This is a genomic window from Pseudoroseicyclus sp. H15 (genome assembly GCF_054353345.1).
On record NZ_JBTHJE010000007.1, the window covers coordinates 18,919 to 44,965 of the forward strand.

Below are 26,047 nucleotides of genomic sequence, written 5' to 3' on the forward strand. Positions count from 1 at the left end.
GGACTGGCAATACGGCCGCCTCGCGTCATAGCAATGCACCAACATTCGATCTGATTTTTCCAGCTGCATCCTTGTCGGAGGCGATCAATCCGGCAATGGTCTGCGCGCGGAGGAGTTTGGCCGAATGATGCATTGGATGGACCTGAGATTTTGACTGATATTACACCCGTACTTCTCGCCGGCGGCTCCGGCACACGCCTCTGGCCGCTCTCCCGCAAGTCATATCCCAAGCAATTCGCGAACCTTCTCGGCGATCGGAGCCTCTTTCAGGCCTCCGCCGCCCGGCTCTCTGGCAGCGGCGACGGCCTGACCTTCGCCAAGCCGATGGTGCTCACGAACAGCGATTTTCGCTTCATCGTCACCGAGCAGCTCGCCGAGGCCGGGATCGACCCTGGCCCCGTGCTCATCGAGCCCGAAGGGCGCAATACAGCCCCCGCCGCGCTCGCTGCTGCCCTTCAGCTGGCAAGCGATGACCCCGACCGCATCATGCTGGTCGCACCGTCCGACCATCACATCCCTGATAGCGCCGCCTTCCGCGCCGCCGTCGCCAAAGGCCTCGCTGCCGTCGAGCAGGGCAAGCTCGTCACCTTCGGCATCACGCCCACCTGGGCCGAGACCGGATACGGTTATCTCGAACTCGCTGGTAAGCCGGGCACCGAGGCCGAGCCGCTTCAGCGCTTCGTCGAGAAGCCCGATGCCGCCCGCGCCGAAGAGATGCTCGCCGCCGGCAATTACCTCTGGAACGCCGGCATTTTCCTCTTCCGCGTCCGCGACATCGTTGCCGCCTTCGAGGCGCATGCCCCCGCCCTCATGGAGCCCGTACGCGCCGCCGTGGCCGAGGCGCAGGCCGATCTTGGCTTCCTGCGGCTCGATCCCGAAGCGTGGGCGAAGGCCGAAGACATCTCCATCGACTATGCCGTCATGGAGAAGGCCGAGAATCTCGCCGTCGTGCCATTCTCCGCCCATTGGTCGGATCTTGGCGGCTGGGATGCCGTCTGGCGCGAATCGGAGCCGGATACCCGCGGCGTGTCGCTCTCCGGCGATGCCACCGCCATCGATTGCGATGACACGCTGCTGCGGTCCGAATCCGAGCGGCTGGAGGTCGTCGGCATCGGGCTGAAGAACATCATGGCCGTCGCCATGAACGATGCCGTGCTGATCGCCGACATGTCTCGCGCGCAGGACGTCAAGAAAGCCGTCACCGCGCTGAAGGAAAAGGGCTCGGCCCAGGCCACGCATTTCCCCAAGGATCACCGCCCCTGGGGCTGGTTCGAGAGCCTCGTGGTGGGCGGGCGCTTCCAGGTGAAGCGCATCATGGTGCATCCCGGCGCCTCGCTCAGCCTGCAGAGCCACTTCCACCGCTCCGAGCACTGGATCGTCGTGGAGGGCACGGCCAAGGTCACTGTAGATAATGAAGTCACGCTGCTGACCGAGAACCAGTCGGTCTACATCCCGCTCGGGTCCGTCCACCGGATGGAGAACCCGGGCAAGGTGCCGATGGTGCTCATCGAGGTGCAGACCGGCGCCTATGTCGGCGAAGACGACATCGTGCGCTACGAGGATGTCTACTCGCGCGGGCAGGGCGCCAAGGGCTGACCGCATCGTTAAACATGATGAACGCCGCGCGGTGCCACCGGGCGGCGTTCATCTTTGGCGGACTAGCGTGGCGGGCAATCTGACCCAGCCAGCGGAGCCCACATGGCCGACAACTTTGCCACCCATGCCGAAAGCCTCAATTCGCCCGCCAGCCGGCATCAAGTGATCACGCCCGACGATGGTGCCGATCTAAGCCCCGTCCCCCGCGCGCTGTTCTGCAATGCCTCCGGCACGGCGGTCATTCGCGATGCGGCGGGCACAGACGTCGCCTATGATCTGATGGCCGGGCAGATTCTGCCGCTTCGGGCGCGGCGCGTGCTGGCCACGGGCACGACGGCAGGGTTGATCGGCTGGGAGTGAGCCAGCCGGCGGCCTTCGCCTTGTCTCGCGCGCGCGCGGAGGGTTACATGGCGGCAACCTGCCCGGCTGGAGCCTATTATGCCCTCCGTTACCGGCGCCGCATTTTCGGCGCGTGACTTCCGCAGATTACCTGCGCCTCCCTTCAACCCGTTGATCCGCATCAGCCAGGCCGTCGCCTGGTTCAATGGGCGGCTCTGTGTGGGCGGCGGGCGCGGGCCGCTGCGCCAGCGGGGGCGCGAGGCCGGCGATGTGACGCTGGGGGCCGAGATCGCCTGTTACGATCCGGCCGCCGAAAGCTGGAGCATCGTCTACCGCAGCCCGCTTGATGAGGATGGAGAGGCGCGTGACCGGTCGGTCCGCGCCTTTGCCGTCTTTCAGGGGGCCAGCGACAAGGCTCCGGTGCTCTACGCGGCCGTTGGCTCGATGAAGGAGCAGGTGCTGCTGCTCCGCTCGGAGGATGGCACGACCTTCGCCGAATGCGGCCCGCCCGGGCTGGGGCAGGGGGCGGCGGATATCGCCGCCGTCCGCTGCTTGTTCGAGCATGACGGGCATCTCTACACCACGCCGCTGGGCATGAACTACGGGCGCGGCTGGGCCGATGACAACATGACCGAAATGCCGCTCGTGTTGCGGACGACCGATCCATCCGTCGGCGCCTGGGAGGCGGTCAGCCCGGCGGGCTTCGGCGATCCGGCCAACGAATCCATCAACGAGCTCTGCGCCTTCAACGGCACGATCTATGCCGCCACGCTCAACCGGAAGCGCGGCTTTCAGCTTTGGCGGCAGGCGGGCGAGGATTGGGTGAAGGTGCTGGAGAGGGGCGCCGAGCGCGGCCCGGCCAGCCCCATGCCCACCTCGATGATCGTCTTCGACGGCGCCCTCTACATTGGCACCGGCGTGCAGCGCCAGCCGGGGGAGGGGGCCGATTCCTTCGGTCCCTTCGCAGCAGAGCTGATCCGGGTGCATCCAGATGACAGCTGGGATCTCATCGCCGGGCAGACGCGGGTCACCCCAGCCGGCCTCAAGCAGCCGCTCTCCGGCGCCGGGCCGGGGTTTGATGATCCCTTCGTGCAGGCCTTCTGGCGGATGGAGGTGCATGACGGGCAACTCTATGTCGGCGGGGCCGACTGGCGCTTCTGGCCCACCTATCTTGGGCGTGGCCCGCGCAGGCGCACCGATCTGTCGCCGGTACATCTTGAGTGGCTGAGGGAGATGACGGAAAGCTGGTCTGGCGACTACGGGTTCTGGCGCAGCGGCAAAGGGCAGAGCTTCGAGGCGATCACGCTCAGCGGCCTCGGCGACAACCCTTCGCAATACGGGCTGCGCGAGCTGCTCTCGACCCCCGCGGGCCTGTTCGCCGTGCCAGCCGCGCGGCAGGGCGGCGAGGGCGGCGGTGTCGAGGTCTGGCTGGCGGAGGGCGTGGCATGAGCGCGCCCCTCTTCATCCTCGCCCCGCCGCGCTCCTTCACCTCGGTCATGTGCGGCGTCATCGGCTCTCATCCCGAGATGATGGCCCTGCCGGAGGTGAACCTCTTCGCTGGCGGGACGCTCGAGGAGCTGGGCAAGTGGCATGGCCGGCGCCGGCGACTGAAGCACGGGTTGCTGCGCGCGGTGGCCGAGCTGGGCCTCGGCGGGCAGAGCGAGGCGGATATCGACGCCGCCGACACCTGGCTCAACGAGCGCCTGTCCGAGAGTACCGGCCAGATCTACGCCGATCTCGCCGCCTGGGCCGCGCCGAAGCGTCTGGTCGACAAAAGCCCGATTTACGTGCTGGAGGATGGCGCGCTCGACCGGATCGATGCCGCCTTCCCCGAGGCCAAGTTCATCCACATGACGCGCCACCCACATGGCACGCTGAAATCGATGGTTGAGCTGCGCAATTACATCTCGAAGGCCGGCGGCATCGCCGGGCGCGGCGGCGTCGACCCGGAAACCTTCTGGCTGCAGCCGCATCTGCGCGCCAAGGAATTCCTCGACTCCCTGCCCGCCTCGCGCTGGATGCGCGTGCGGGGGGAAGACCTGCTCTCCGACCCCGATCTCTACCTGCCGCAGATCGCCGAATGGCTGGGCGTGAGCACGGCACCGGAGGCCATCGCGGCGATGAAGCAGCCCGAACTCAGCCCTTTCGCGGGCGAGGGGCCGGCCAATGCGACCTACGGCAACGATCCCGGTTACATGTCTTCGCCAGAGCTCCGGCCTTACACGGCCAAGCCGCTGCGGCTGGATGATCCGGTACCGGACGGCGTGACGGGGCCCTATTCCCCGGTGCTTCGCTTCTACGCGGAGCTTTTCGGCTACGAGTAGAAGGGGCTAGCCGCAGCTCTCGCCGGCGGTGCAGCTCATCACCTGGTCGAGCATCTCGTCCGTCGGATTCATGAAGATCTTGTCGCTGCAGGGCGTGGCATCGAGGCGCATCGAGCCATCGTCGATCTGCACGAAGGCGAGCACCTCCAGCGGGGAGGTGAGCGAGGTGCAGAAGGCGGCGGCACAGTCGATCTCCAGCGTCACGGGCGTTTCCGCGAGCGGGGAGGAGAAGGCACCGTCTGCCGCGAGATGTGAGCCGGTGAACTCGGCGGGCACCGGGTCGGGGTGCAGGCCGCCGTCGGGCACGGTCTGCAGCGTCGGCGGCGGCATCAGGCTGTCATCGAAGGTCAGCGTGCCGCTCAGGACCATGTATCGCTCTTCGGCAGCCGCTACTTCCTGAAAGGTCGTGGCGACATCGGGGCGCAGGCAGGTGAGGGCCTGGGCGGAGGTGGCTGTCAGCGCCAGGCTGGCGGCGGCGAGGGCGACGAGCTTCACAGGTAAGGCTCCAGTTCGGCAAGGGCGCGGGCGTAGACATCGCGTTTGAATGCCACGATGGCCGGCACGATCTCTGCCGGGGCGACCCATTTCCACTCAGAGAATTCCACGTCATGCGCATCGAGGCGCACGCCGGAATCGCTGCCGTGATAGCGCATCAGGAACCAGACTTGTTCCTGCCCCTTCCATTTGCCCTTGGCGATGGCCCCGTCGAGCTCCGGCGGAAAGTCATAGCGCAGTGGCTCCTGGGTGCGCGCGACGATCTTCACCTGGTCGGGCGCAATGCCCGTTTCTTCCTGCAACTCGCGCAGCGCCGCCGCCTCGGGCTCTTCGCCAGGGTCGATGCCGCCCTGGGGCATCTGCCACGCCGGCTCGCTCATATCCGCCCGCTGGCCGAGGAACACGCGGCCCTCGGCATTGGCGAGCATGATGCCCACGCAGGGGCGGTAGCCCTTGCCGCTCATTCCGCGGCGGCCGCCTGCTGCAGCACGCCGGCGGCTGGGCCCAGCGCTTCGAGCCCGCGCAGCAGATCCACCGCATAGGCGAGCTGGTAGTCTTCTTCGCGCAGTTGGGCCGCGGCCTCGGCACGGGCGCGATCCTCTTCCAGATGGGTGCGGTCCTCGTCGGAGAGGCTGTCGTTCGACAGAGCGCCGCGCAGGTTGGCCTCGCCGAAGGGACGGGCCGGCGTGTCGTCAACCTCGTCAGTTGCGGGGCGCGGGGCGGGCTGCTCGACGATGATGTCGGGCGAGATGCCCAGCGCCTGGATCGAGCGGCCCGAGGGCGTGTAATAGCGCGCGGTCGTCAGGCGCATGGCGCCGTCGCCGCGCAGGGGCATGACCGTCTGCACAGAGCCCTTGCCGAAGCTCTGGGTGCCGACGACGATGGCGCGGTGATGATCCTGCAGCGCGCCGGCCACGATTTCCGAGGCCGAAGCCGTGCCACCGTTTACCAGCACCACGATGGGCTTGCCGTCGATCAGGTCGCCGGCCGTGGCGTTGTAGCGCTCGCCGTCGCTGGCCTGGCGGCCGCGGGTGGAGACGATCTCGCCGGAATCGAGGAAGGCATCGGAGACGTAGATCGCCTGGTTGAGCAGGCCGCCGGGGTTGTTGCGCAGGTCGAGCACGATGCCGTTGACGTTGTCGATGCCGCCAGCCGCCTCGATCTGCTCCTCCAGCCCGTCCTGCAGGTTGGGATAGGTCTGGTCGTTGAAGGTGGAGACGCGCAGCACCACCGTCTCGCCCTCCGTCCGGGCGCGCACCGCGGTGAGGCGGATGGTGTCGCGGATGAGGCTGACGTCGAAGGGCTCGGGCTCGCCTTCGCGCACGACGGTGATGACAATCTCGCTGCCCACGGGCCCGCGCATCAGCTCGACCGCGTCGTCGATCGTCAGGCCCAGCAGGCTCTCGCCATCGACCGCAGTGATGAAATCGCCAGACATCATGCCGGCGGCATCGGCAGGCGTGCCATCCATGGGAGAGACGACCTTCACCCAGCCCTCTTCCTGCGTGACCTCGATGCCGAGGCCGCCGAACTCGCCGCGCGTCTGCACGCGCATGTCGGCGGCATCCTCGGGCGAGAGGTAACTCGAATGCGGGTCGAGCGAGGTGAGCATGCCGTTGATGGCGGCCTCGATCAGGTCGGATTCATCGACCTCTTCGACATACTGGGCGCGGATACGCTCGAAGATGTCGCCGAAGAGATCGAGCTGTTCGTAGACAGAGGCATTGCTCTCGGCCTCCTGCGCGAGCAGCGGGCCGGCCACCTGCGTCGTCACCAGCAATCCGAGCGCCGTGCCGCCGATAGCGGCGAGTGCGATTTTTTTCATGCCTGCCTTCCTGTTTTCCCCAGGGCTACCGTGCGGTCTCGAACCAGGTGGCCGGGTCTATCGGGGTCTCACCATCCCGAACTTCCACATACAGCGTCTCGGGGCGCGTCGCTCCCAATCCTTGCGCGGATTCGGTCAAAATCGCGTCAGCCGCCGGGGCATCGCCGCCCATCAGGCCAACGGGCTCGCCCTGCGGCACGATCTGCCCGGCCTGCCCGAAGACCTCACCCAAGCCGGCGAGCACGATGAGCACCCCGGGGGCGGGTTCGAGGATGACGACATTGCCGTAATCGAGCAAGGGGCCGCGAAAGCGGATCGTGGCGGCGGCGGGCGCGGTGACAAGGGCGCGGGGCCGGGTGGCGAGGATCATGCCGGGCCGGGCGATGCCAGAGGCGTCGGCCTCGCCGAAGCCGCGAATCACCTCGCCCTGAACGGGCAGGGGCAGCTGACCCTTCAGCTCGGTCGCATCGGGTGCGGCGCCAGCCAGCTCTTCATCGATTACCTGCCCAAGCCCGGCGGCAAAGCCGTCGAGCGTGTCAGTGGAGGCGATGAGCAGTGCGGTGGAGATCGGGTCTTCGATGAACCGGCGCGGCAGATCGCTGCGGTCGGCGATGGCGGCGGAGAGGGCGGCGCGGGCCTCCTGCGCACCGCGCAGGCCATCCTCCAGCGTGCCGGCGGCGGAGCTCTGCAGCAGGCGCAGCTCCTCCACCTCGGTCAGCCGGGCGCGCAGCTCGTCGACCCGGGTCTGCAGGGCGGGCGTGAGTTCCGAGACCATCATGCCGGCCTGCGCCGTGCCGAGAGGGCCGGAGGGGTGCAGAAGCAGCAGCGGCGCCGGCGCGCGGCCCATCGTCTGCAGCATCGCGAGCAGCTCGGCCACCTCGCCGGAGGAAGCATCGAGCTCGGCCTCCAGCGCCCGCTGCCGAATGGCGGCGCGGCGCAGCCCCTCGCGCAGGGCGGCGAGCCCGTCCTCATAGGCGCGCACCGTCTCGGTGAGAGCGGCGACCCGGTCGCTCGCCGACTGGGCGGCGTCGAGCTGGCTTTCCGCCTGGCGCAAGGCGCCGGCGGCGGCCTCTGCCGCGGCGGCGGTGCCTTGCTGGGCGGCGGCCGGGGCGGCGAGGGCCGCGAAGAAAGCGGCGGCGGCGCATGTGGCGAGGGTGGAGGGGGGCGCGGCCCCCCGCCTGCGGCCCCCCCGGGATATTTTGAGAAAAGCGAGAGGGAGGGCGCGCGTTATGCGGGCCGCGAGCTGCGTCATGTAGAGGGCGATTCAGGCAGGTGCCCGCCGGAGGTGGCGGCGGAGAGTTCGTCGCAATGCGGCTTGGTTGCTGCCGGGGCGCGCAGAAGGCTGCGGCCCGTCATTTCGGGCGGCTGCTCCAGACCCATCAGCTCCAGCACCGTGGGCGCCAGATCGCAGAGCCGGCCGTTCACCAGCCGGGCGCCGGGCGCGGCGCCGAAGACGGCGACGTTGACGGGGTTCACCGTATGAGCGGTATGGGCGCCGCCGGTCACCGGGTCGACCATCACTTCGCAATTGCCGTGGTCGGCGGTGACGACCATGGCGCCCCCCGCCTTTTCCAGCGCTGCCACAACGCGGCCGAGGCCCTTGTCGACCGCCTCGCAGGCCCGCATGGCGGCCTTCAGATCGCCCGTATGGCCCACCATGTCGGGGTTGGCGAAATTGGTGACGATCAGGTCGTAGCCCTTCTCGATGGCGGCGACGAAAGCCTCCGTCACCTCGCCGGCGCTCATCTCGGGCGCCAGATCGTAGGTGGCGACGTTGGGGCTTTTGGGCATGTAGCGGTCTTCGCCCTCTTCGGCCTCTTCCTTGCCGCCGTTGAGGAAGAAGGTGACATGCGGATATTTCTCCGTCTCGGCGAGCCGGAACTGGCTGAGCCCGTGGCTCGCCACCCAGGCCCCGAGCGTGTTCTCGATGGGCCGCTTGGGGAAGACGGCGGGATACCAGGCATCATGCTTGGTGGAATATTCGACCATTCCGAGCCGCGCCGACAGCTCGGGCACGTCGCCCCGGCTGAACTCGGAGAAATCGGGGTCGGAAATGGCGGAAAGGATCTCGCGGGCCCGGTCGGCGCGGAAGTTGAGGCAGAAGAGCCCGTCTTCGGCGCGGAAACCGTGGTAGTCGCCAATCACGGTGGCGGGGATGAACTCGTCGGTCTTGTCACCCTCATAGGCCGCGTCGATGGCCGCCTCGGGGCTGTCTGCCTGGGCGGTGCCCTTGCCGGCGGCGATGGCGTTATAGGCCGTCTCGACGCGGTCCCACCGGTTGTCGCGGTCCATCGCGAAGTAGCGGCCCGTGACCGTGGCGATGGTCACGCCCTCCGGCAGGCGGGCCTTGATGTCTTTCAGGTAGCCCTTGGCCGAGGAGGGGGCGACGTCGCGCCCGTCGGTGATGGCATGCAGCACCACCGGCACGCCGGCGGCATCGATGGCCTCGGCGGCGGCGACGATATGGTCGACATGGCCATGCACGCCGCCGTCGGAGAGCACGCCGAAGAGATGCGCCTTGCCGCCGCTCTGCTTAAGCTTGCCGATAAACTCCTGCAGCGCCTCTTCCTTGCCGAAGGTGCCGTCTTCGATGGCCATCTCGATCTTGCCGAGGCTCATCGCCACCACGCGGCCGGCGCCGATGTTGGTGTGGCCGACCTCGGAATTGCCCATCTGCCCCTTGGGCAGGCCGGCGGCGGGGCCGTGGGTGATGAGTTCGGCATGCGGGCAGCTGGCCATCAGCGCATCGAAATGGGGTGTCTCGGCCATCACCGGGGCGTTGGCATGGCTGTCGGCGCGTTTGCCCCAGCCATCGAGAATGCACAGGACAACGGGACTCTTGCCGGACATGGGCGCTCTCCTTGAGGCGGGTTCGCCTTCACATATCGCGGCCCGCTTCCGGCGTGAACCCGGGATGCGGGCGGCAGCGGCCCGTCGCCCGCCTATTCGCGGTGGTAGGGCGAGCCGGCGAGGATGGTGGCGGCGCGGTAGATCTGTTCGGCCAGCATGACCCGGGCCAGCGCATGCGGCCAGACCATCGGCCCGAACGAGAGCAGCAGGTCGGCAGATCCGCGCATCTCGTCCGTCACGCCGTCGGCGCCGCCGATAACGAAGGCCACGTCGCGGGCCTCGTCGCGCCAGCTGCCGAGCTTTTGTGCCAGATCGGGGGAGGTGAGGGTGCGGCCACGCTCATCGAGCACCACCCGCACGGCGCCTGCGGGTACGGCGCGGCTGAGCAGCTGATGCTCGGCCTCCTGCCCGGCGCCCTTGGCATCGACCTCCGCCAGATCGGCGGCGCCGAAGCCCATCGCCCGGCCCGTCTTGCCGAAGCGGGCCAGGTAATCTTCCACCAGCGCGCGTTCAGGGCCCGCCCGAAGGCGGCCGACGGCGCAGATGATCAGCCGCATCAGCGGAAGGCGGCGGCAGCGCTTCCGGCAGCGTCGGCCGGGCGGGGCATCCACATCTTCTCGAGCTGATAGAACTCGCGCACTTCGGGGCGGAACAGATGCACGACGACATCGCCGGCATCGATCAGCACCCAGTCGCCGCTGTCCTTGCCCTCGACCTTGCAGAGCACGTTCTCGTTCTGCTTCAGCCGGTCGGTGAGGTTTTCGGCGATGGCGGCAACCTGGCGCGACGAGCGGCCCGTGGCGATCACCATGTAATCGGACATGTCGGAGCGGCCGCGCAGGTCGATCTGCACGACGTCTTCGGCCTTGTCATCATCAAGAGAGGCGAGCACGGCGCTGAGAATGCGGTCGCTGCTCGGGGTGTCGACAGCCGGGGCATGGCCCGGGCGGTCTTGGGTGGCGGACAGATCCGCCTGTTGGGTCGGTGACAGTAGATGGTCCTCCAGATCATGCGCCGTGACGGCCCCGGCACTGGGCATGGCTCCAAAGTAGCAATGCCCATGCGTCATTTCAATGAAACTCAGGCAGGAGAGGCGGCAGCCCGCCGGCACGATTGCAAAACGGGCGGCCCGGCGCTAATCAGGGGCTCAGGCGCAACACTGGCAGAGGAGCCCCGGGCGTGACGTATCGCCTCGTGCGAAATCGCACATTCGGCCCTGGTGCGGCCCTGCGGATCACTCCTCCGCAGGGCTGAGAGACGCCTGTTGCTCTTTCGGTCCTGTCTTCGGGGCCCGGCGCTTGCCGGTGCCCGCCGACATATGCTTCCGAAAGTGCCGACATGCCTCTTCTGACCCTCAAAGACCTTAGCTACACCCGCGGCCTGCCGCTGTTCTCCGGCCTCGACCTCTCGCTCGAGAAGGGCGACCGGCTGGGCCTCGTCGCCGCCAATGGCCATGGCAAATCCACGCTTCTGCGCCTGATCGCGGGCGAGGAGGAGCCGACGACCGGCGACATCACCCGCGCCCGCGGCCTGAAGATCGCCCATCTGCAGCAGGAGATCCCCGCCGCGGCGCTTCCTATGCCCGTGCGCGAGGTGGTGACCCAGGGGCTCGACCCCGAGGTTGCCGATTACGAAGGCTGGCGCGCCGATGTGCTGCTCGCCGATCTCGGCTTCTCGGTGGAGGCGGCCGAAGCGCCGCTCGCCGCCCTCTCCGGCGGCTGGCAGCGGCTGGCGATGCTGGCCCGCGCCGTGGTGGGCGAGCCGGACCTGCTTCTGATGGACGAACCGACCAACCACCTCGATCTTGCGCGCATCGGTGCGCTGGAGCGCTGGGTGAAGAGCGCCGGTCTGACGCTGATCATCGCCAGCCACGACCGCGCCTTCCTCGATGCCGTGACAACGCAGACTCTGTTCCTGCGGCCCGAGCGCAGCCGCAGCTTCGCGCTGCCCTACACGAAGGCGCTGGCGGCGCTGGACGAGGCCGATGCGGCCGATGGCCGGCGCTTCGAGAACGAGATGCGCAAGGCCAAGGAGCTGCGCAAACAGGCGGCGAAGCTGAAGAACATCGGCATCAACTCCGGCTCTGACCTGCTGCTCACCAAGACCAAGCAGCTCACCGAGCGCGCGGCGGCGATGGAAGAGCGGGCGCGCCCGGCGCATCGCGAGCAGGGCGCGGGGGTGATCCGCCTGACGAATGCCGGCACCCATGCCAAGGCGCTGATCTCTTTCGACGAGACGCGGGTGGAGACGCCCGATGGCCGGCCGCTCTACCGCTTCGGGCCGGCCTGGATCGAGCGGGGCGACCGGGTGGTGTTGATGGGGCCGAACGGCGCCGGCAAGACGCAGCTGGTGAACCGGGTGCTGAGGGCGATTGAAGGGGATGACGAGAGCGTCCGCGCCGCGGCGACGCTGGTGCTGGGCCACTCGGCTCAGGATCTGGGCCAGATCGGCGAGGAGGGCACCGCCTTCGGGGTGATCTCCACCCGCTTCGATGTGGGCGACGACCGCGCCCGCAGCCTGCTGGCCAGCTCGGGGCTGACGCCCGACCAGCAGCGCGCGCCGCTGGCGCAGCTTTCGGGCGGGCAGAGGGCGCGGCTGGCCATGCTGGTGCTGCGCCTGATGCATCCGAACTTCTACCTGCTCGACGAGCCGACCAACCATCTCGACATCGATGGTCAGGAGACGCTGCAGGACGAGCTGCTGGACAAGGAGGCGACCTGCCTGATCGTCAGCCACGACCGCAGCTTCATCCGCAATGTCGCAAGCCGCCTCTGGGTCATCGAGGGGCGCCGGCTGGTGGAGGTGGACGATCCGGAGCCGGTGTTCGAGGCGCTGCTGGCCGAAGGGGCCTGACGGGGCCGCGTGTGGAGAGGCCGCTGCCCGGGCCGGCCTCCCGCCCACCCACCCCGGCCGGCCCGGGCAGCGGGCGCGCTGCGGGCAGGTAGGCGCGGGTGGACAGGGTGGAGGGGGCTGTCTGCCCCCGCTGGCTGCGCCAGCCCCCCGAGGATTTTTCAGGAGCAAAGACAGGGCGGGAGCTTGCAGGCCGCGCTCGGCTGGGGATCGAGGGCGGCGCCTGTGTGGAGGGGAGCGACGGGGAGAGGGTGGCCGGTGCCGGTTCTTGAGGGGGTGGAATTTGGCGGCGGGTGCCGTACCTCTTTGGAGAAACCGAGGAGGTCCCCATGAAGATTATCCGCGCCGGCAGCGAGCCGGCCACGAACGGCCCGGACGACATGTTCACCGGCACCGTCTGGATGGAATGGCTGGCAGAGGCCGAGGGGCCGGGGCGGGCGACGTTTCTGAACGTCACCTTCGGGCCGGGGGCGCGCACCTACTGGCACGACCATCCGCTCGGACAGACCATCCTCATCACCGCCGGCATCGGCCGCGTCCAGCGCGAGGGCGGCCCGATCGAAGAGGTGCGGCCGGGCGATACCGTCTGGTTCCCCGCTGGCGAGAAGCACTGGCACGGCGCCGCGCCCGACCAGCCGATGACCCATATCGCCGTGCAGGAGGCCAAGGACGGCGAGACAGTGCGCTGGCTCGGCGAGGTGACCGACGCGGAGTATCGCGGATGAGCGGCACCTATGAGGGCCCCATCGAGGCGGTCGTCTTCGATATCGGGAACGTGCTGATCGAATGGCAGCCCGAGAGCTTCTACGATTCGCAGATCGGCGAGGAAGCGCGCCGCGCCCTCTTCGACGCCGTCGACCTGCACGCCATGAATGAGCGCGTCGACCGGGGCGAGCCCTTCCGCAACGTGGTGGCCGGCGTGGCGGAGGAGAACCCCGAGCATGCGGAGGCGATCCTGATGTGGCATGACCGCTGGGCCGAGATCGCCTCGCCGGTGATCGACCGCTCGGTGCGGCTGTTCCGGGCGCTGAAGCGCAAGGGCATGCCCTGCCATATCCTCAGCAATATCGGCGAGGAGACCTTCGCCATCGCCGCCGAGAACTACCCGTTCTTCGAAGAATTCGATGAGGTCTTCCTCTCGGGCCCGCTGCGCATGGCCAAGCCAGACGGTGCCATCTACGCCCATGTGGAGCATGCGCTGGGCCTGAAGGGCGGGGCGCTGTTCTTCACCGATGACCGGCCCGACAATATCGAGATGGCGGCGTCGCATGGCTGGCACACGCAGCTGTTCACCTCACCCTCTGCCCTGGCCGCGCGGCTGGTGGAGGAGGGGCTGCTGAGCGCGGAGGAGGCGGCATGAGCATCCCGTTTATCTCGTTCGACGAGGGCGAGCGCCATCTGGAGTGGCTGGCCCTCACCGATGCCATCGCGGCGGGGCATCAGTTGCCGAAGGCCGAGGTGAAGGACAGCATCCTGCGCCGCGGCGGCGACACGATGCTGAGCCGCGCCGCCTGGATCGACGGGCTCGGCATCGGCGTGAAGACGGCGACGGTGTTTCCGGGCAATGGCGCGCGCGGCCTGCCCAGCGTCGGCGGTGCGATGTCGCTGTTCTCCGATGAGACGGGCGAGCTGGCGGGGCTGGTGGATTTCCACCTCGTCACCAAGTGGAAGACGGCGGGGGATTCGCTGCTGGCTGCCCGCCGGCTGGCCAGGCCCGAGGCGCGGGAGATCCTCATCCTGGGCGCCGGCACTGTCGCTGCCTCGCTGATCGAGGCTTACGGCGCCGCCTTCCCCGGCGCACGCTTCGCGCTGTGGAACCGCACCCCCGCCCGCGCGGAAGCGCTGGCCGAGGCGACAGGCGCCGAGGTGGCAGGCGATCTTGAGGCGGCGGTGCGCGGGGCCGAGATCGTCGCCTCGGCCACCATGTCCACCGAGCCGCTCATCAAGGGCGACTGGCTGCAGCCCGGCCAGCATATCGACCTCATCGGCGCCTACCGGCCCGACATGCGCGAGGCGGATGATGCGGCCATGGCGCGGGCGCGGGTCTTCGTCGACAGCCGCGCCACGACCATCGGCGAGATCGGCGAGCTGATCGCGCCGATGGAGGAGGGGGCGATCACCGAGGCGGACGTGCTGGCGGATTACTATCAGCCCGAGGCCTTCGCCCGGCAGAGCGCCGACGAGATCACGCTGTTCAAGAACGGGGGCGGCGCCCATCTCGACCTGATGGTCGCGACGCATATCCGCGAGATCTGCGGGGCGGAGGGTTAGGCTCCGTCCCCACGCGGCAAGAAGGACTGCGCCGCCAGACCATTGTCGCAACCGTTCCGTACCCGACAAGATTCCGTTTGCCGAATCGCGAAGCATTGATATCAACTTAAGTGCGAAGGTTGCGGGAGTGAGAAGATGCCATCCGATCTGACTGTCCTTGTCGGCACCACCAAGGGCGCCTTCCTCCTCTCCGGCGGGACAGACCGCTCTGGCTGGTCGCTGACCGGGCCGCATTGCGGCGGCTGGCCGATCAACCATTTCGCCAGCGACCCCGAGAGCGGCGCCATCTGGGCCGGCGGCGGCAGCGAGTGGTCTGGCGCGGGCGTCTGGCGCAGCGAGGATGGCGAGACCTGGGAGAATGCCCGCCTCACCACGGGCCAGATGGACGAGTGGGCGAAGGAAGAGCCGGGCATGGCCGAGATGTTCGGCATCACCGGTGAGCCCCTGCCCTTTGGCGATGACTTCAAGCAGATCTGGTCGCTGCACCGCATCGGCAGCACGCTCTACGCCGGCACCAAGCCGGCCAAGCTGCTGAAAAGCGAGGATGGCGGCAAGACGTGGGAGCTGGTGCCGGGCCTGACCGACCACCCCTCCGCCGAAGACTGGCATGGCGGCGCTGCGGGGCTGGTGCTGCATTCCATCATCTCCGACCCGGCCAATCCGGCCAAGATGTGGGTCGGCATCTCGGCCGCCGGCGTCTTCGCCACCGAGGATGGCGGCGAGACATGGGAGCGGCGCAACCGCCTCTCCAACGCGCAGGCCTGCGAGGGGCACAGCCACCCGGCGGGGCCGGCGAACGGCGATACCGGCCATTGCGTGCATAACATCATGCGCGCGCCCGGGGGCGAGGATCTGCTGTACCAGCAGAACCACCACGGCGTCTGGCGCTCTTCCGATGGCGGGCGCAGCTGGGACGATATCACCGCCAACCTGCCCTCGACCTTCGGCTTCCCCGTGCAGATCCACCCGCGCGACGGCCAGACACTCTGGACGCTGCCGCTCTTCGAGGACGGCCGCTACCCGCTGGACGGCGCAGCGGCGGTCTGGCGCACCACGAACGGTGGTGAGAGCTGGGAGGCACAGCGCGAGGGGCTGCCGCAATCGGGCTGCTTCTTCACCGTGCTGCGCCAGGCCATGACGGGCGACCATATGGACCCGGCGGGGCTCTATTTCGGCACGAACTCCGGCTCGGTCTTCGCCAGCTTCGACGAGGGCGAGAGCTGGGAGGAGATTGCCCGGCACCTGCCGACGGTGCTGACGGTGGAGGTGATGCAGCGGGGGTAGGAGGATAGGATCTGGGGCTTGTCGCGCCTTTCTTCGGCCCAAGCCGCATTGGTGGATTCTGGAGACACTTTGTGGGCAAAGTCCGGTTCGAGCCGTTTCCCGGACTCTGCATCTCAGCGAATGTCAGCTTAAGCGAGCATCCTGCGAAATCACTGCATCAAATACAGAAAATACCTGCTGAGCCAGAGGTGTGCCGATGAGTTCTTCACGGCTCATCGCTGATCCGACAAGTTCGCTAGAGGCGACGGGTCGGGTGTTTGCATCGATCACTGCAACACCGGGAACGCCTTCACTTTCAAAGTGGATGAGGGAGATCGCGCGCCGGTCATTTTTCGTCGTTCCCTCACCCCAGGCTCCATAGATTAAATCGAAATTTGCAGGGTGATCTTCAATCGATCTACCAACGGTCCATTGAACGAAGTAACTTGCGACGGTGCCTACTCCCTCTTTGTGAACATAGCCCCAAACAGTTCGAGTTTGATTGCCACAGCAATCACAAACGCCGCCACTTTCTTCTGTTGGTTCGACCTCAAACATAAGCTCAGCCTTCTCAGCTTTCCCTTGAACTGAACAAAAAGCAGACGATTGGTCTAGCATTGGCAACTGCCGCTTAGTCCGCTTGGGAGACATAACTATCCGTTGGTCCCTCTGTGCTCTTAACTCACGACCCCACCACATCAGCCTAAGTCCCCGCACCCCACCCCCCATCTTACCAAAACTGGCGCTCTGCCCCCGCCCGCGCTACGTAACCTGCCATGACATGGACCTTGCCCAATCTGCTCACGCTTCTGCGCCTGTTCGCGGCGCCGGCTGTGGCGATCCTCTTTCTGTTCTTCGCCCGGCCGCTGGCCGACTGGGTGGCGCTCGCGCTCTTCGTGCTCGCGGCGGTGACGGATTTCTTCGATGGCTACCTGGCGCGCGCCTGGGGGCAGGAGAGCCGCTTCGGCGCCATGGTCGACCCGATCGCCGACAAGGCCATGGTGACCATCGCGCTGCTCATCATCACCGGCCTCTCCACCGGCGGGTTGGGGCTCGATCCGTGGATTCTGCTGCCCGCCACGTTCATCCTCTTCCGCGAGACCTTCGTCGCCGGGCTGCGCGAGTATCTCGGCAGCAAGGCCGGCCTTTTGAAGGTCACCAAGCTCGCCAAGTGGAAGACGACGGCGCAGATGGTCGCCATCGCGGTGCTCTTCTCCAAGGGCGCGTTCGAGCATTACTACACCGTTGAAACCGCGGGGCTCGATCAGCCGGCCATCGACGCCATCATCGCCGGTACGGCGCATGATCCGATGGGCCTGACGTGGAAGTTCTACGGCATGTGGATCAGCTGGTGGGCTGGGGTCGTGCTCTTGTGGATCGCCGCGGCGCTGACCGTGGTGACCGGCTGGGATTATTTCCGCAAATCCCTGCCGTTCCTGAGGGATGCCTGATGCAGATACGCTATTTCGCCTGGCTGAGAGAGCGGGTGGGCGCCGCGAGTGAAGAGGTGGAGACCTCCGCCACCGATGTGGCGGCGCTGGTGGAAGAGCTGAAGGCGCGCGGCGACGGCCATGCCAGCGCCTTTGCCGACACGCGCGCCCTCCGCGTGGCGCTCGATCAGGAGCTGGCGGGCTTCGATGCCCCGCTGACCGGCGTGCGCGAGGTGGCCTTCTTCCCGCCGATGACGGGCGGCTGATGGCCACTCGCATTCAGGCCGAGCCCTTCGATGCGGGGGTGGAGCTGAACGCCTTCACCGCCGCGATGAACGGGGCGGGGGCCGTCGTCAGCTTTACCGGTGTGGTGCGCGATGTCGCCGGCGGCCTGCGCTACATGGAGCTGGAGCATTACCCCGGCATGACCGAGAAGGCGGCAGAGGCGATGCGCCAGCAGGCGCTTGAGCGGTTCTCACTGGCCGGGGCGCTGGTGATCCACCGCCATGGCCGCCTCGCCCCCGGCGAGCCGATCATGATGGTCGCTACCGCCGCGCCGCACCGCGGTGATGCCTTCGCGGCGGCCGAATTCCTGATGGACTGGCTGAAGAGCCGAGCGCCCTTCTGGAAAAAGGAAGTCACCGAGGCTGGAGAGGCCTGGGTGGAGGCGACGGAGACCGACGAAGCCGCGCTGGGCCGCTGGAGCTAGGCGCCGAATTCCATATGGAATTCGGGCACGGAAACCATCTGGTCTCCGTGGCGCGGGTCAGGCGAGGCGCTTGACAGCCTCGTGCCGATGGCAGGTGACGACGTGGTCGTTCACCATGCCGACCGCCTCCATGAAAGCATAAACGATCGTTGGCCCGACGAAGGTGAAGCCTTCCTTCTTCAGATCCTTCGAGATCCGCTGCGACAGCTCGGTCTGCGTCGGGATCTCTTCCGGCCTGAAGGCATTCTGCAGCGGCGCGCCATCGACATAGCGCCACAGGTAGCTTGAGAACCCCTCGCGCTCCTCGATTCGCTCCCATGCCTGAGCGCCGCGCACAGATGCCTCAATCTTGCCGCGATGGCGCACGATACCGGGGTCGGCCAGCGCGCGCTGCACCTCTGCCTCGCCCCAGCGCGCCACCCTGTGCGGGTCGAATCCCTCGAAGGCCGCGCGGAAAGCGTCTCGCTTGCGCAGGATGGTGATCCAGGAGAGCCCGGCCTGAAACCCGTCGAGCACCAGCTTTTCCCACAAGGCGCGGCCATCGTACTCGGGCACGCCCCATTCTTCGTCGTGATAGGCGACGTAAAGCGGGTCATCCCCGCACCAGCTGCAGCGTTCCATAATGCGACCTCAGTTTCGCCCCGCCCTCGTCAAGCTGGCGTTAGCTAATTCCCCCGACAGTTCGCATCGCGCAAGGAGTTGCACCAGTGCCCGGGTTCGAAGCCAGACAGGAGGCCCCGTCATCGCCGCTTGAAGCCGCGATGCAGGCGCGCGACCGCGACATGCCGCAAATGGTGCGCGAGGCGCTGGCCACCGGCCGCGCCCAGCTCGCCTTCCAGCCCATCGTCGCCGCCGGTAGCACCGGCAAGGTGGCCTTCTACGAGGCCTTCATCCGCCTGCTCGACGAGGGCGGGCGCATCTTGCCCGCTGCCAAGTTCGTGCCCCATGTCGAGGAAACGGCGTTGGGCCGCGATATCGATGTGCTGGCGCTGAAGCTTGGCATGATGAAGCTGGCGCAGCACCCCAATTTGCGGCTGGCCGTCAACATGTCGGCCCGTTCCATCGCCGATGGCGCCTGGCGCGAAGAGCTTTCGCGCGGGCTGGCCCGGCTCGACGGGCTCGGCAACCGCCTGATTCTGGAGATCAGCGAAGATTCCGCCATGCTGCTGCCAGAGGTGGTCACCCGCTTCATGGCCGAGATGCAGCCCAAGGGCGTGCATTTCGCGCTCGACGATTTCGGCGCTGGCCACATCTCCTTCGCGCATCTGAAGGATTTTCTCTTCGACCTCGCCAAGATCGACCAATCCTATGTCTCCGGCATCCAGGATTCGCCCGACAGCCAGGTGATTGCCGAGGCGCTCATCACCGTGGCGCATCAGTTCGAGATGTATGTCGTGGCCGAAGGGGTCGAGACGGCGGCGGAGGCCGAGCACATGATCCGCCTCGGGGTCGATTGCCTGCAGGGCTGGCACTACGGGGTGCCGAAACCGACGCTCTAGGGGTCCCGCGAGGCCACCCCGCTGGCGGTCAATCCTCGCCTCAGCTGCTGCGGCGCTGCCAAATCCGTTGTGCCGGCGCGGCGCCAACCTTAAGTTCCCCTCCGAAGCCGGGCAGGCTTGGCCCGGGACCAGAGGAGAGGAGCCTCCATGACAAACGTCGTCATCGCATCGGCCGCGCGCACGGCCGTGGGATCGTTCAACGGGTCGTTCGCAAACACCCCCGCCCATCAGCTGGGCGCTGCCGTCATCGAGGCGCTCGTCGCCCGCGCCGGGGTGGAGAAGGGCGAGGTGTCGGAGACCATCCTCGGTCAGGTCCTCACCGCTGCCCAGGGGCAGAACCCGGCCCGCCAGGCCCATATCCTCGCCGGCCTGCCAATCGAAAGCGCCGCCTGGGGCATCAACCAGGTTTGCGGCTCCGGGCTGCGCGCAGTGGCGCTGGCCGCCCAGCACATCATGCTCGGCGATGCCGGCATCGTGGTGGCCGGCGGGCAGGAGAACATGACCCTTTCGCCGCATGCGCAGAACCTGCGCGCCGGCACCAAGATGGGCGATGTCAGCTTCATCGACACGATGATCAGGGATGGCCTGTGGGACGCATTCAACGGCTACCACATGGGCCAGACGGCCGAGAACGTCGCCGAGCAGTGGCAGATCACCCGCGACCAGCAGGACGAATTCGCCCTCGCCAGCCAGAACAAGGCTGAGGCGGCGCAGAACGCCGGCAAGTTCCAGGACGAGATCACGCCCTTCACCGTGAAGACCCGCAAGGCCGAGGTGACGGTCGACAAGGATGAATACATCCGCCACGGCGCCACCATCGAAAGCATGCAGAAACTGCGCCCGGCCTTCACCAAGGACGGCACTGTCACCGCCGCCAACGCCTCGGGCATCAACGACGGCGCCGCCGGCGTGCTGCTGATGAGCGCCGGCGAGGCGGAATCGCGCGGCATCGAGCCGCTGGCCCGCATCGCCAGCTACGCCACCGCGGGCGTGGACCCGTCGATCATGGGCGTCGGGCCGATCCAGGCCTCGCGCCGGGCGCTCGACAAGGCCGGCTGGCGGGTGGAAGACCTCGACCTCGTCGAGGCCAACGAGGCCTTCGCCGCCCAGGCCTGCGCCGTGAACAAGGACATGGGCTGGGACCCGTCCATCGTGAACGTCAACGGCGGCGCCATCGCCATCGGCCACCCGATCGGCGCCTCGGGCGCCCGCGTGCTCAACACCCTGCTTTTCGAGATGAAGCGCCGCGGCGCCAAGAAAGGCCTCGCGACGCTCTGCATCGGCGGCGGCATGGGCGTTGCCATGTGCGTCGAGCGCTGACACCATCCCTTTTGTGACGACCTAGATTTTAAGAGAGGGGCGGTATGCCGCCCCTCTGGTGACCCGGGGGATAACATCCGGGCGTATTGACCAGGGAGGAGTTTGAGGATGGCCGATAGTATCGCGCCGGCGCGCGTGGCGTTGGTGACGGGTGGCACGCGGGGCATTGGCGCCGCCGTTGCGACCGCCCTGCAGGACGAGGGCTACAAGGTCGCCGTGACCTATGCCGGCAATGCCGAAAAGGCGCAGGCCTTCACCGACGAGACCGGTATCCCCGCCTTCAAATGGGACGTGTCGGACTACGACGCCTGCCAGGCTGGCGTGGCCGAGGTGGAGGCAGCGCTGGGGCCGGTGGAGGTGCTGGTCAACAATGCCGGCATCACCCGCGATGCGCCCTTCCACCGCATGACGCCGGCGCAATGGCACGAGGTGATCTCGACCAACCTCACGGGCCTGTTCAACATGACCCATAGCGTCTGGCCCGGCATGCGCACCCGCAAGTTCGGCCGCGTCATCAACATCTCGTCGATCAACGGCCAGAAGGGCCAGTTCGCCCAGGCCAATTACGCCGCCGCCAAGGCGGGGGATATCGGCTTCACCAAGGCGCTGGCGCAGGAGGGCGCGCGGGCGGGCATCACGGTCAACGCCGTCTGCCCCGGCTACATCAATACCGAGATGATGAGCACGATCCCGCAGAAGACGATGAACGAGGTGATCCTGCCGCAGATCCCCCTCGGCCGGCTGGGTGAGGCGGAAGAAATCGCGCGCTGCGTGACCTTCCTCGCCTCGGACAAGGCGGGCTTCGTGACAGGCTCGACGCTGTCGGCCAACGGCGGGCAGTACCTGCACTGAACCCGCTGCCCTGGCCCGCCTCCCGCCCGCCCACCCCGGCGCGCCAGGGCAGCTTTGCGCGAGCAGGGCTGGGCTGTGCCTGTTGAGGCGGGATTTCCGGTTTGCTGAGAGGCCGTTTGCTGGCAGGTCTGCCCGCAAACAGGCCTCGCCGAGGGTGAATGCGACTCGCCCCGCGTCAAGGAGCTTCGCCCGCCGTTGGCGGCGCCTGCGGCGTCCTTGACCCGGGCCGACTCACGGGTGCCTATGGGCGGCGGAGGCGACGATGGACGAGCGGGCCAGAGCGACGGCGTGGGGATTTGGGGCGGTGCTGCTTTGGGCGCTGCTGGCGGTTTTGACCGTGGCAAGCGCTCCGGTGCCGCCCTTCCAGCTCAACGCGATCTGCTTTGCGCTCGGCGGCGGCATCGGGCTTGTCTGGGTCGCGGTCTCCGGCGGGCTGGGGGCGCTGCGGCGGGTGCCGCTGAGCGCCTATGCTTTCGGCACGGCGGGGCTGTTCCTCTACCACGCCTTCTATTTCACCGCCCTGCGCCTGGCCCCGCCAGCGGAGGCGGGGCTGATCGCCTATCTCTGGCCTCTGCTCATTGTGCTCTTCTCAGGCCTGCTGCCGGGCGAGCGGCTGCATGGCGCGCATATCCTGGGCGCGTGCCTCGGCTTTGTCGGCGCTGCGCTGATCCTCGGCGCGGCATTTGGCGGCGACCGGGCCGGCGGCGCCTGGGGCGGCTATGCCTTTGCGCTGGCCTGCGCGCTGACATGGAGCCTTTATTCCGTCGGCTCGCGGCACTTCGGGAAGGTGCCGACGGCGGCGGTGGCCGTGACCTGCATGGCGGCCTCGCTGCTGTCGCTCGCGGCGCATCTGGCGGTGGAAACCACGGCCTGGCCGGCCACCCCCGGCGGCTGGCTGGCCGTGCTGGGGCTGGGGCTTGGCCCGGTGGGGCTGGCCTTCTTCCTGTGGGACATCGGCACCAAGCGCGGCAACATCCAGCTGCTTGGCACCGCCTCTTACGCGGCGCCCTTGCTCTCCACCCTCGTGCTGGTGGCCGCCGGCCTGGCGCAGCCGAGCTGGCGGCTGGCCGGGGCGGCGGGGTTGATCACGGCCGGCGCGGCGCTCGCCGCGCTCGGCCCCGGTGCCGCAGCCCGGCGCAGGCGGGCTATTGCGGCGAGAGGCGGGTGATCTGCTCCTTCAGGGCGAGCTTCATCTTCTTCATCTTGGCGAGAGCCAGATCGTCAGAGGCCGGGCGGCGCTGGGCCTCTTCCACCTGAGCGGAGAGGTGCTCGTGCTTCTTCCTGAGTTCGGTGAGATGTGAAGTGACGCTCATTCGGATCTCCCTGGAGATGATGGTTCACGCAAGAGCAGTTCAGCACGGCCAGCCCGCCCTGTCACGAAAAGCCGGTCGGCGGACGCTCCATGAGCATCCTGTCGCCGACTCCTTGACGCAAGGTTAAGCCTGAAAAGGAAGGGGTGCCGCGTCACGCAGCACCCGGGAGACAAGGTCTGTAAAACTGTCGGAATCCCGCTCGTGGGCCGCACCCTGATGCAGAATCAGCGGGGGCAGCAGCGTCAGTCCGGCGCGGCCACCCTTCTTGAGCCGCAGGATCACCCGTTCCGCCGCCCGCCCTTCGCGCGAGGTGAGGGGCAGAACCACGGGCGTTCCGAGATGCCCATGCGCGGCAGCCAGCGCCTCTGCCAGCCGCTCAGTGCGCAGGATCAGCGTGAACTGGCCGCCGGGCGCCAGACGGCGCGAACCGGCGGTGACCCAGGCCTCCAGCGGGGCCGCCTCGCGCCGGCCCGCGGCGCGGCCGCTGTCGGCGGCCACCTTGCCGGCGCCGGGGGCGAAGAAGGGCGGGTTGGCGATGACATGGGCGAAGCGCCCGGCCTTCAGCGCGGCGGGCAGGGCGGTGACATCGCCTTCGTGGATCTCGGCCACCATCCCGTTCTCGGCCGCATTGCGCCGGGCGAGCGCGGCATACTCCGCCTGCAGCTCCAGCCCCACCAGCCGCAGCCCGGGCACCCGCGCGCCGAGGCAGTAGAGCGCCGTGCCCACGCCGCAGCCCAGCTCAAGCACGCTGTCTCCGGCGCTGGCGGGCACGGCGGCGGCGAGCAGCACCGGGTCTGTGCCTGCGCGGTAGCCCCGCGCCGGCTGGTGCAGGTTCAGCCGACCGCCGAGAAAGGCGTCGAGCGTGGTGGCGGGATCGGAGGGCGAGGTCATCTGCCGTCCTTAGAGGACGATGCCATTGTCCGTCATCACCCGGGCAGCCCGGGTGTGGTCTTCGCTGCGCACCATCAGGCGCCGCGGCAAAATGCCGATCGACCCTTCGAGGACGCTCATATTGTCGTCCATTGGGAAGCAGTCTATACCCTCGCCGCCGAGCAGCGCCGTAGCAAAGGCGATGATTGTGGGGTCGTTTGTGCGCAGGAGTTCCTTCATGTCTTCCGAGGTAAGAACCGGCGCAGACTTTGTCGAGGCGGCGCACACGCGCCGGGCAATGTGGTCATGAGCCTGGATACATCGCCCGCCGGCCCGCATGAGCGGCTGGCTGCAGAGCTGGCCGGCGACATGGCCGGCGTCACCGCGCTCATCCGCGACCGGATGGCCAGCCGCCACGCGCCGCGCATCCCCGAAGTGACGGCTCATCTCGTCGAGGCCGGGGGCAAGCGCCTGCGGCCGATGCTCACGCTCGGCGCCGCGCGGATGCTGGGCTACGAGGGCAGCCATCACCTCAATCTCGCCGCCGCGGTGGAGTTCATCCACACCGCCACGCTGCTGCATGACGACGTCGTGGATGAGAGCGAGCAGCGCCGGGGCCGGCCCACGGCGAACCTGCTGTGGGACAACACCTCGTCAGTGCTTGTGGGCGATTACCTGTTTGCTCGCAGCTTCCAGCTGATGGTCGAGACCGGCTCGATGCGGGTGCTCGATATCCTCGCCAATGCCGCCGCCACCATCGCCGAGGGCGAGGTGCTGCAGCTCTCTGCCAGCCGGAACCTGCAGGTGACGGCTGAAACCTACGAAACCATCGCCCGCGGCAAGACGGCCGCGCTCTTCTCGGCCGCCACGCGGGCCGGCGGGGTCATCGCCGGGGCCAGTGAGGCGGAGGAACAGGCGCTGTTCACCTATGGCGACGCGCTGGGCCTCGCCTTCCAGATCGCCGACGACCTGCTCGATTACGAAGGGGACGACGGCATCGGCAAGAACCGGGGCGATGATTTCCGCGAGGGGAAGATGACCCTGCCGGTGATCCGCGCCGTGGCCGCTGCCGACGAGGGCGAGCGGGATTTCTGGCGCCGCACCATCGGCAAGGGCCGCGTGGAAGACGGCGATCTCGACGAGGCGCTGCGCCTGTTCGAGAAGCACGGCACGCTGGCCGCCGCCCGCGCCGATGCGCTGGGCTGGTCGGCCACCGCGAAAGAGGCTCTGGCAGTGCTGCCGGACAGCCCCATCCGCCAGATGCTCGCCGACCTCGCCGATTATGTCGTCGCCCGCCTGAACTGACCGCCCTGCATCTGGCCCCGTGCGCGGCGCTGCTCTAGAGTTCGCGCAGCGGTGAGGGAGACAGACATGACGTTCGGCCAGGCGATCACGCACAACTTCCGCAACTACGTCACCTTCTCGGGCCGGGCGCCGCGCTCGGAGTTCTGGTGGTGGGTGCTGTTCAGCATCCTTGCCGGCATCGTGCTGGGCTGGCTCGATGTCGCGCTGTTCGGCGAAAGCGCGAGCTATGTCGGCGACGGGGGGCGCGGCTATGCGGTGTGGTCGCGTATCACGCCGTTCACCTCGCTCTTCGGGCTGATCACCTTGCTGCCCTCGATCTCGGTGACGGTCCGGCGGCTGCACGATACCGATCGCTCGGGCTGGTGGTGGTGGCTCTGGCTGATCCCGCTGATCGGCGCGATCATCCTCCTCGTCTGGCTGGCCGGGCGGGGCACGCGCGGGCCGAACGCCTATGGCGACGACCCGCTGGGGCGGGAGCCCTACGGCGGCAGCTCGGTGCCGAACACGCGACGCTAGGACATCTTAGCCATTGCTGAGCGGCGGCGGATCTCGCCGCCCGTTCGGGGCTCTGGCGAGCTGAGCGCCGGCCATACTTTCGAGCAGCTCGGCAGTCCGCCGGGTGTTCTGGTAAATGCCGAGACCGAGATACATCGCCCCTGCGACGACCACGATGTAGATGCCGCCAAGGACGAAAACGAGCAAAGCCGTCACGAATGGGGGCAGTCCGAGTTGAGAGACCGCATCGGTCCCATTCGTGAGCGGAAGGCTGCCCGCGAACAGGCTCGCTACAGTCGCCAAGAGCCAAATGACGACCATTGCAACGACGAGAAAATTGACGAGGATTTCCAACCCTCGAATGAAGAAATCGCGCATTGGCCGTCCTTTCCCTAGCGTTATCGGCAAGGACCATGGCCCGCGCCGAAACGTATGAAAAGG

At 67.8% G+C, this 26,047-nt stretch carries 31 protein-coding genes; 18 read left to right on the forward strand and 13 right to left on the reverse strand.

The features are described from left to right. The first annotated feature begins 150 nt into the window (after positions 1-150). The 4 genes from ACXN5S_RS16500 to ACXN5S_RS16515 all read left to right on the forward strand — a co-directional run bounded on the left by ACXN5S_RS16500 (position 151) and on the right by ACXN5S_RS16515 (position 4,259). The gene (locus tag ACXN5S_RS16500) at positions 151-1,596 is read left to right on the forward strand and encodes a mannose-1-phosphate guanylyltransferase/mannose-6-phosphate isomerase (RefSeq protein ID WP_458606572.1); all 1,446 of its coding nucleotides are present in this window, start codon (positions 151-153) and stop codon (positions 1,594-1,596) included. A gap of 102 nt (positions 1,597-1,698) precedes the next feature. After that, entirely contained in the window at positions 1,699-1,956 is a 258-nt protein-coding gene (locus ACXN5S_RS16505) for a spike base protein, RCAP_Rcc01079 family (protein WP_458606573.1), read from the forward strand. Between the two features lie 78 nt (positions 1,957-2,034). Then, positions 2,035-3,384 (forward strand): hypothetical protein, encoded by a 1,350-nt coding sequence (locus ACXN5S_RS16510; RefSeq protein WP_458606574.1) that lies wholly within the window; start codon positions 2,035-2,037, stop codon positions 3,382-3,384. Beyond that, positions 3,381-4,259 (forward strand): sulfotransferase family protein, encoded by an 879-nt coding sequence (locus tag ACXN5S_RS16515; protein WP_458606575.1) that lies wholly within the window; start codon positions 3,381-3,383, stop codon positions 4,257-4,259. The genes ACXN5S_RS16510 and ACXN5S_RS16515 overlap by 4 nt, the downstream gene beginning before the upstream one ends. Before the next feature lie 6 nt (positions 4,260-4,265). Here the strand turns inward: ACXN5S_RS16515 and ACXN5S_RS16520 are convergent, their stop codons facing one another. The 7 genes from ACXN5S_RS16520 to rsfS all read right to left on the reverse strand — a co-directional run bounded on the left by ACXN5S_RS16520 (position 4,266) and on the right by rsfS (position 10,435). Next, positions 4,266-4,754: a hypothetical protein gene (locus tag ACXN5S_RS16520; RefSeq protein ID WP_458606576.1), complete on the reverse strand. Its 489-nt coding sequence runs from the start codon at positions 4,752-4,754 to the stop codon at positions 4,266-4,268. Beyond that, complete coding sequence (locus tag ACXN5S_RS16525; protein ID WP_458606577.1) at positions 4,751-5,218, reverse strand: RNA pyrophosphohydrolase; 468 nt, start codon at positions 5,216-5,218, stop codon at positions 4,751-4,753. The genes ACXN5S_RS16520 and ACXN5S_RS16525 overlap by 4 nt, the downstream gene beginning before the upstream one ends. Next, positions 5,215-6,579, reverse strand: a complete 1,365-nt coding sequence (locus ACXN5S_RS16530) for a S41 family peptidase (protein ID WP_458606578.1) — start codon at positions 6,577-6,579, stop codon at positions 5,215-5,217. Before ACXN5S_RS16530 ends, ACXN5S_RS16525 begins: the two co-directional genes overlap by 4 nt. A gap of 25 nt (positions 6,580-6,604) precedes the next feature. Continuing rightward, a complete protein-coding gene (locus ACXN5S_RS16535) occupies positions 6,605-7,777 on the reverse strand; it encodes a murein hydrolase activator EnvC family protein (protein ID WP_458606831.1) in 1,173 nt (390 codons plus the stop codon). A gap of 50 nt (positions 7,778-7,827) precedes the next feature. Further along, complete coding sequence (gene gpmI / locus ACXN5S_RS16540; protein ID WP_458606579.1) at positions 7,828-9,429, reverse strand: 2,3-bisphosphoglycerate-independent phosphoglycerate mutase; 1,602 nt, start codon at positions 9,427-9,429, stop codon at positions 7,828-7,830. Between the two features lie 92 nt (positions 9,430-9,521). Further along, on the reverse strand, positions 9,522-9,986 hold the full coding sequence (rlmH, locus tag ACXN5S_RS16545) for a 23S rRNA (pseudouridine(1915)-N(3))-methyltransferase RlmH (protein ID WP_458606580.1): 465 nt from the start codon (positions 9,984-9,986) through the stop codon (positions 9,522-9,524). Then, positions 9,986-10,435 carry a ribosome silencing factor gene (gene rsfS / locus ACXN5S_RS16550; RefSeq protein WP_458606832.1) on the reverse strand — a complete coding sequence of 150 codons (450 nt, stop codon included), beginning with the start codon at positions 10,433-10,435 and terminating at the stop codon, positions 9,986-9,988. The genes rlmH and rsfS overlap by 1 nt, the downstream gene beginning before the upstream one ends. A 332-nt stretch (positions 10,436-10,767) precedes the next feature. On the opposite strand from rsfS, the gene ACXN5S_RS16555 reads away from it, so the two are divergent. The 5 genes from ACXN5S_RS16555 (at position 10,768) to ACXN5S_RS16575 (ending at position 15,834) form a co-directional block, all read left to right on the forward strand. Then, on the forward strand, positions 10,768-12,282 hold the full coding sequence (locus tag ACXN5S_RS16555; RefSeq protein WP_458606581.1) for an ABC-F family ATP-binding cassette domain-containing protein: 1,515 nt from the start codon (positions 10,768-10,770) through the stop codon (positions 12,280-12,282). Between the two features lie 326 nt (positions 12,283-12,608). Next, a complete protein-coding gene (locus ACXN5S_RS16560) occupies positions 12,609-13,004 on the forward strand; it encodes a (R)-mandelonitrile lyase (protein ID WP_458606582.1) in 396 nt (131 codons plus the stop codon). Then, the gene (locus ACXN5S_RS16565) at positions 13,001-13,639 is read left to right on the forward strand and encodes an HAD-IA family hydrolase (protein ID WP_458606583.1); all 639 of its coding nucleotides are present in this window, start codon (positions 13,001-13,003) and stop codon (positions 13,637-13,639) included. Before ACXN5S_RS16560 ends, ACXN5S_RS16565 begins: the two co-directional genes overlap by 4 nt. After that, on the forward strand, positions 13,636-14,550 hold the full coding sequence (locus ACXN5S_RS16570; protein WP_458606584.1) for an ornithine cyclodeaminase family protein: 915 nt from the start codon (positions 13,636-13,638) through the stop codon (positions 14,548-14,550). Before ACXN5S_RS16565 ends, ACXN5S_RS16570 begins: the two co-directional genes overlap by 4 nt. 135 nt (positions 14,551-14,685) lie before the next feature. Next, on the forward strand, positions 14,686-15,834 hold the full coding sequence (locus tag ACXN5S_RS16575) for a WD40/YVTN/BNR-like repeat-containing protein (RefSeq protein WP_458606585.1): 1,149 nt from the start codon (positions 14,686-14,688) through the stop codon (positions 15,832-15,834). Positions 15,835-15,957: 123 nt separating this feature from the next. On the opposite strand, the gene ACXN5S_RS16580 is transcribed toward ACXN5S_RS16575, so the two are convergent. Further along, the gene (locus tag ACXN5S_RS16580) at positions 15,958-16,371 is read right to left on the reverse strand and encodes a hypothetical protein (protein WP_458606586.1); all 414 of its coding nucleotides are present in this window, start codon (positions 16,369-16,371) and stop codon (positions 15,958-15,960) included. Between the two features lie 218 nt (positions 16,372-16,589). Here ACXN5S_RS16580 and pgsA point away from each other — a divergent pair, with 218 nt between their 5' ends. The 3 genes from pgsA to ACXN5S_RS16595 are packed head-to-tail and all read left to right on the forward strand — an operon-like array spanning position 16,590 to position 17,952. Beyond that, entirely contained in the window at positions 16,590-17,264 is a 675-nt protein-coding gene (pgsA, locus tag ACXN5S_RS16585; RefSeq protein ID WP_458606587.1) for a CDP-diacylglycerol--glycerol-3-phosphate 3-phosphatidyltransferase, read from the forward strand. Continuing rightward, entirely contained in the window at positions 17,264-17,509 is a 246-nt protein-coding gene (gene moaD, locus ACXN5S_RS16590) for a molybdopterin converting factor subunit 1 (RefSeq protein ID WP_458606588.1), read from the forward strand. The genes pgsA and moaD overlap by 1 nt, the downstream gene beginning before the upstream one ends. Next, positions 17,509-17,952, forward strand: a complete 444-nt coding sequence (locus tag ACXN5S_RS16595) for a molybdenum cofactor biosynthesis protein MoaE (protein WP_458606589.1) — start codon at positions 17,509-17,511, stop codon at positions 17,950-17,952. Before moaD ends, ACXN5S_RS16595 begins: the two co-directional genes overlap by 1 nt. A 57-nt stretch (positions 17,953-18,009) precedes the next feature. On the opposite strand, the gene ACXN5S_RS16600 is transcribed toward ACXN5S_RS16595, so the two are convergent. Continuing rightward, positions 18,010-18,573, reverse strand: coding sequence for a DNA-3-methyladenine glycosylase I (locus tag ACXN5S_RS16600; RefSeq protein WP_458606590.1), 564 nt, complete (start codon positions 18,571-18,573; stop codon positions 18,010-18,012). 140 nt (positions 18,574-18,713) lie between these two features. Here ACXN5S_RS16600 and ACXN5S_RS16605 point away from each other — a divergent pair, with 140 nt between their 5' ends. The 4 genes from ACXN5S_RS16605 (at position 18,714) to yddG (ending at position 22,791) form a co-directional block, all read left to right on the forward strand. Next, positions 18,714-19,451: an EAL domain-containing protein gene (locus ACXN5S_RS16605; RefSeq protein WP_458606591.1), complete on the forward strand. Its 738-nt coding sequence runs from the start codon at positions 18,714-18,716 to the stop codon at positions 19,449-19,451. A 147-nt stretch (positions 19,452-19,598) separates the two neighbouring features. After that, the gene (locus ACXN5S_RS16610; protein WP_458606592.1) at positions 19,599-20,771 is read left to right on the forward strand and encodes an acetyl-CoA C-acetyltransferase; all 1,173 of its coding nucleotides are present in this window, start codon (positions 19,599-19,601) and stop codon (positions 20,769-20,771) included. 108 nt (positions 20,772-20,879) lie between these two features. Continuing rightward, on the forward strand, positions 20,880-21,623 hold the full coding sequence (gene phbB / locus ACXN5S_RS16615) for an acetoacetyl-CoA reductase (RefSeq protein ID WP_458606593.1): 744 nt from the start codon (positions 20,880-20,882) through the stop codon (positions 21,621-21,623). A gap of 262 nt (positions 21,624-21,885) precedes the next feature. Then, positions 21,886-22,791 carry an aromatic amino acid exporter YddG gene (gene yddG, locus ACXN5S_RS16620; protein WP_458606594.1) on the forward strand — a complete coding sequence of 302 codons (906 nt, stop codon included), beginning with the start codon at positions 21,886-21,888 and terminating at the stop codon, positions 22,789-22,791. Here the strand turns inward: yddG and ACXN5S_RS16625 are convergent. The 3 genes from ACXN5S_RS16625 to ACXN5S_RS16635 all read right to left on the reverse strand — a co-directional run bounded on the left by ACXN5S_RS16625 (position 22,769) and on the right by ACXN5S_RS16635 (position 24,046). Beyond that, on the reverse strand, positions 22,769-22,936 hold the full coding sequence (locus tag ACXN5S_RS16625) for a YdcH family protein (RefSeq protein ID WP_458606595.1): 168 nt from the start codon (positions 22,934-22,936) through the stop codon (positions 22,769-22,771). The genes yddG and ACXN5S_RS16625 overlap by 23 nt on opposite strands. 123 nt (positions 22,937-23,059) lie before the next feature. Then, complete coding sequence (locus ACXN5S_RS16630; RefSeq protein WP_458606596.1) at positions 23,060-23,827, reverse strand: tRNA1(Val) (adenine(37)-N6)-methyltransferase; 768 nt, start codon at positions 23,825-23,827, stop codon at positions 23,060-23,062. A gap of 9 nt (positions 23,828-23,836) precedes the next feature. Beyond that, positions 23,837-24,046, reverse strand: a complete 210-nt coding sequence (locus tag ACXN5S_RS16635) for a putative signal transducing protein (RefSeq protein WP_458606597.1) — start codon at positions 24,044-24,046, stop codon at positions 23,837-23,839. A 66-nt stretch (positions 24,047-24,112) separates the two neighbouring features. Here ACXN5S_RS16635 and ACXN5S_RS16640 point away from each other — a divergent pair, with 66 nt between their 5' ends. Next, a complete protein-coding gene (locus tag ACXN5S_RS16640; protein WP_458606598.1) occupies positions 24,113-25,111 on the forward strand; it encodes a polyprenyl synthetase family protein in 999 nt (332 codons plus the stop codon). A gap of 66 nt (positions 25,112-25,177) precedes the next feature. Then, positions 25,178-25,627: a DUF805 domain-containing protein gene (locus tag ACXN5S_RS16645; RefSeq protein ID WP_458606599.1), complete on the forward strand. Its 450-nt coding sequence runs from the start codon at positions 25,178-25,180 to the stop codon at positions 25,625-25,627. A 6-nt stretch (positions 25,628-25,633) separates the two neighbouring features. On the opposite strand, the gene ACXN5S_RS16650 is transcribed toward ACXN5S_RS16645, so the two are convergent. Further along, the gene (locus ACXN5S_RS16650; RefSeq protein WP_458606600.1) at positions 25,634-25,984 is read right to left on the reverse strand and encodes a hypothetical protein; all 351 of its coding nucleotides are present in this window, start codon (positions 25,982-25,984) and stop codon (positions 25,634-25,636) included. Between the last annotated feature and the right edge of the window lie 63 nt (positions 25,985-26,047).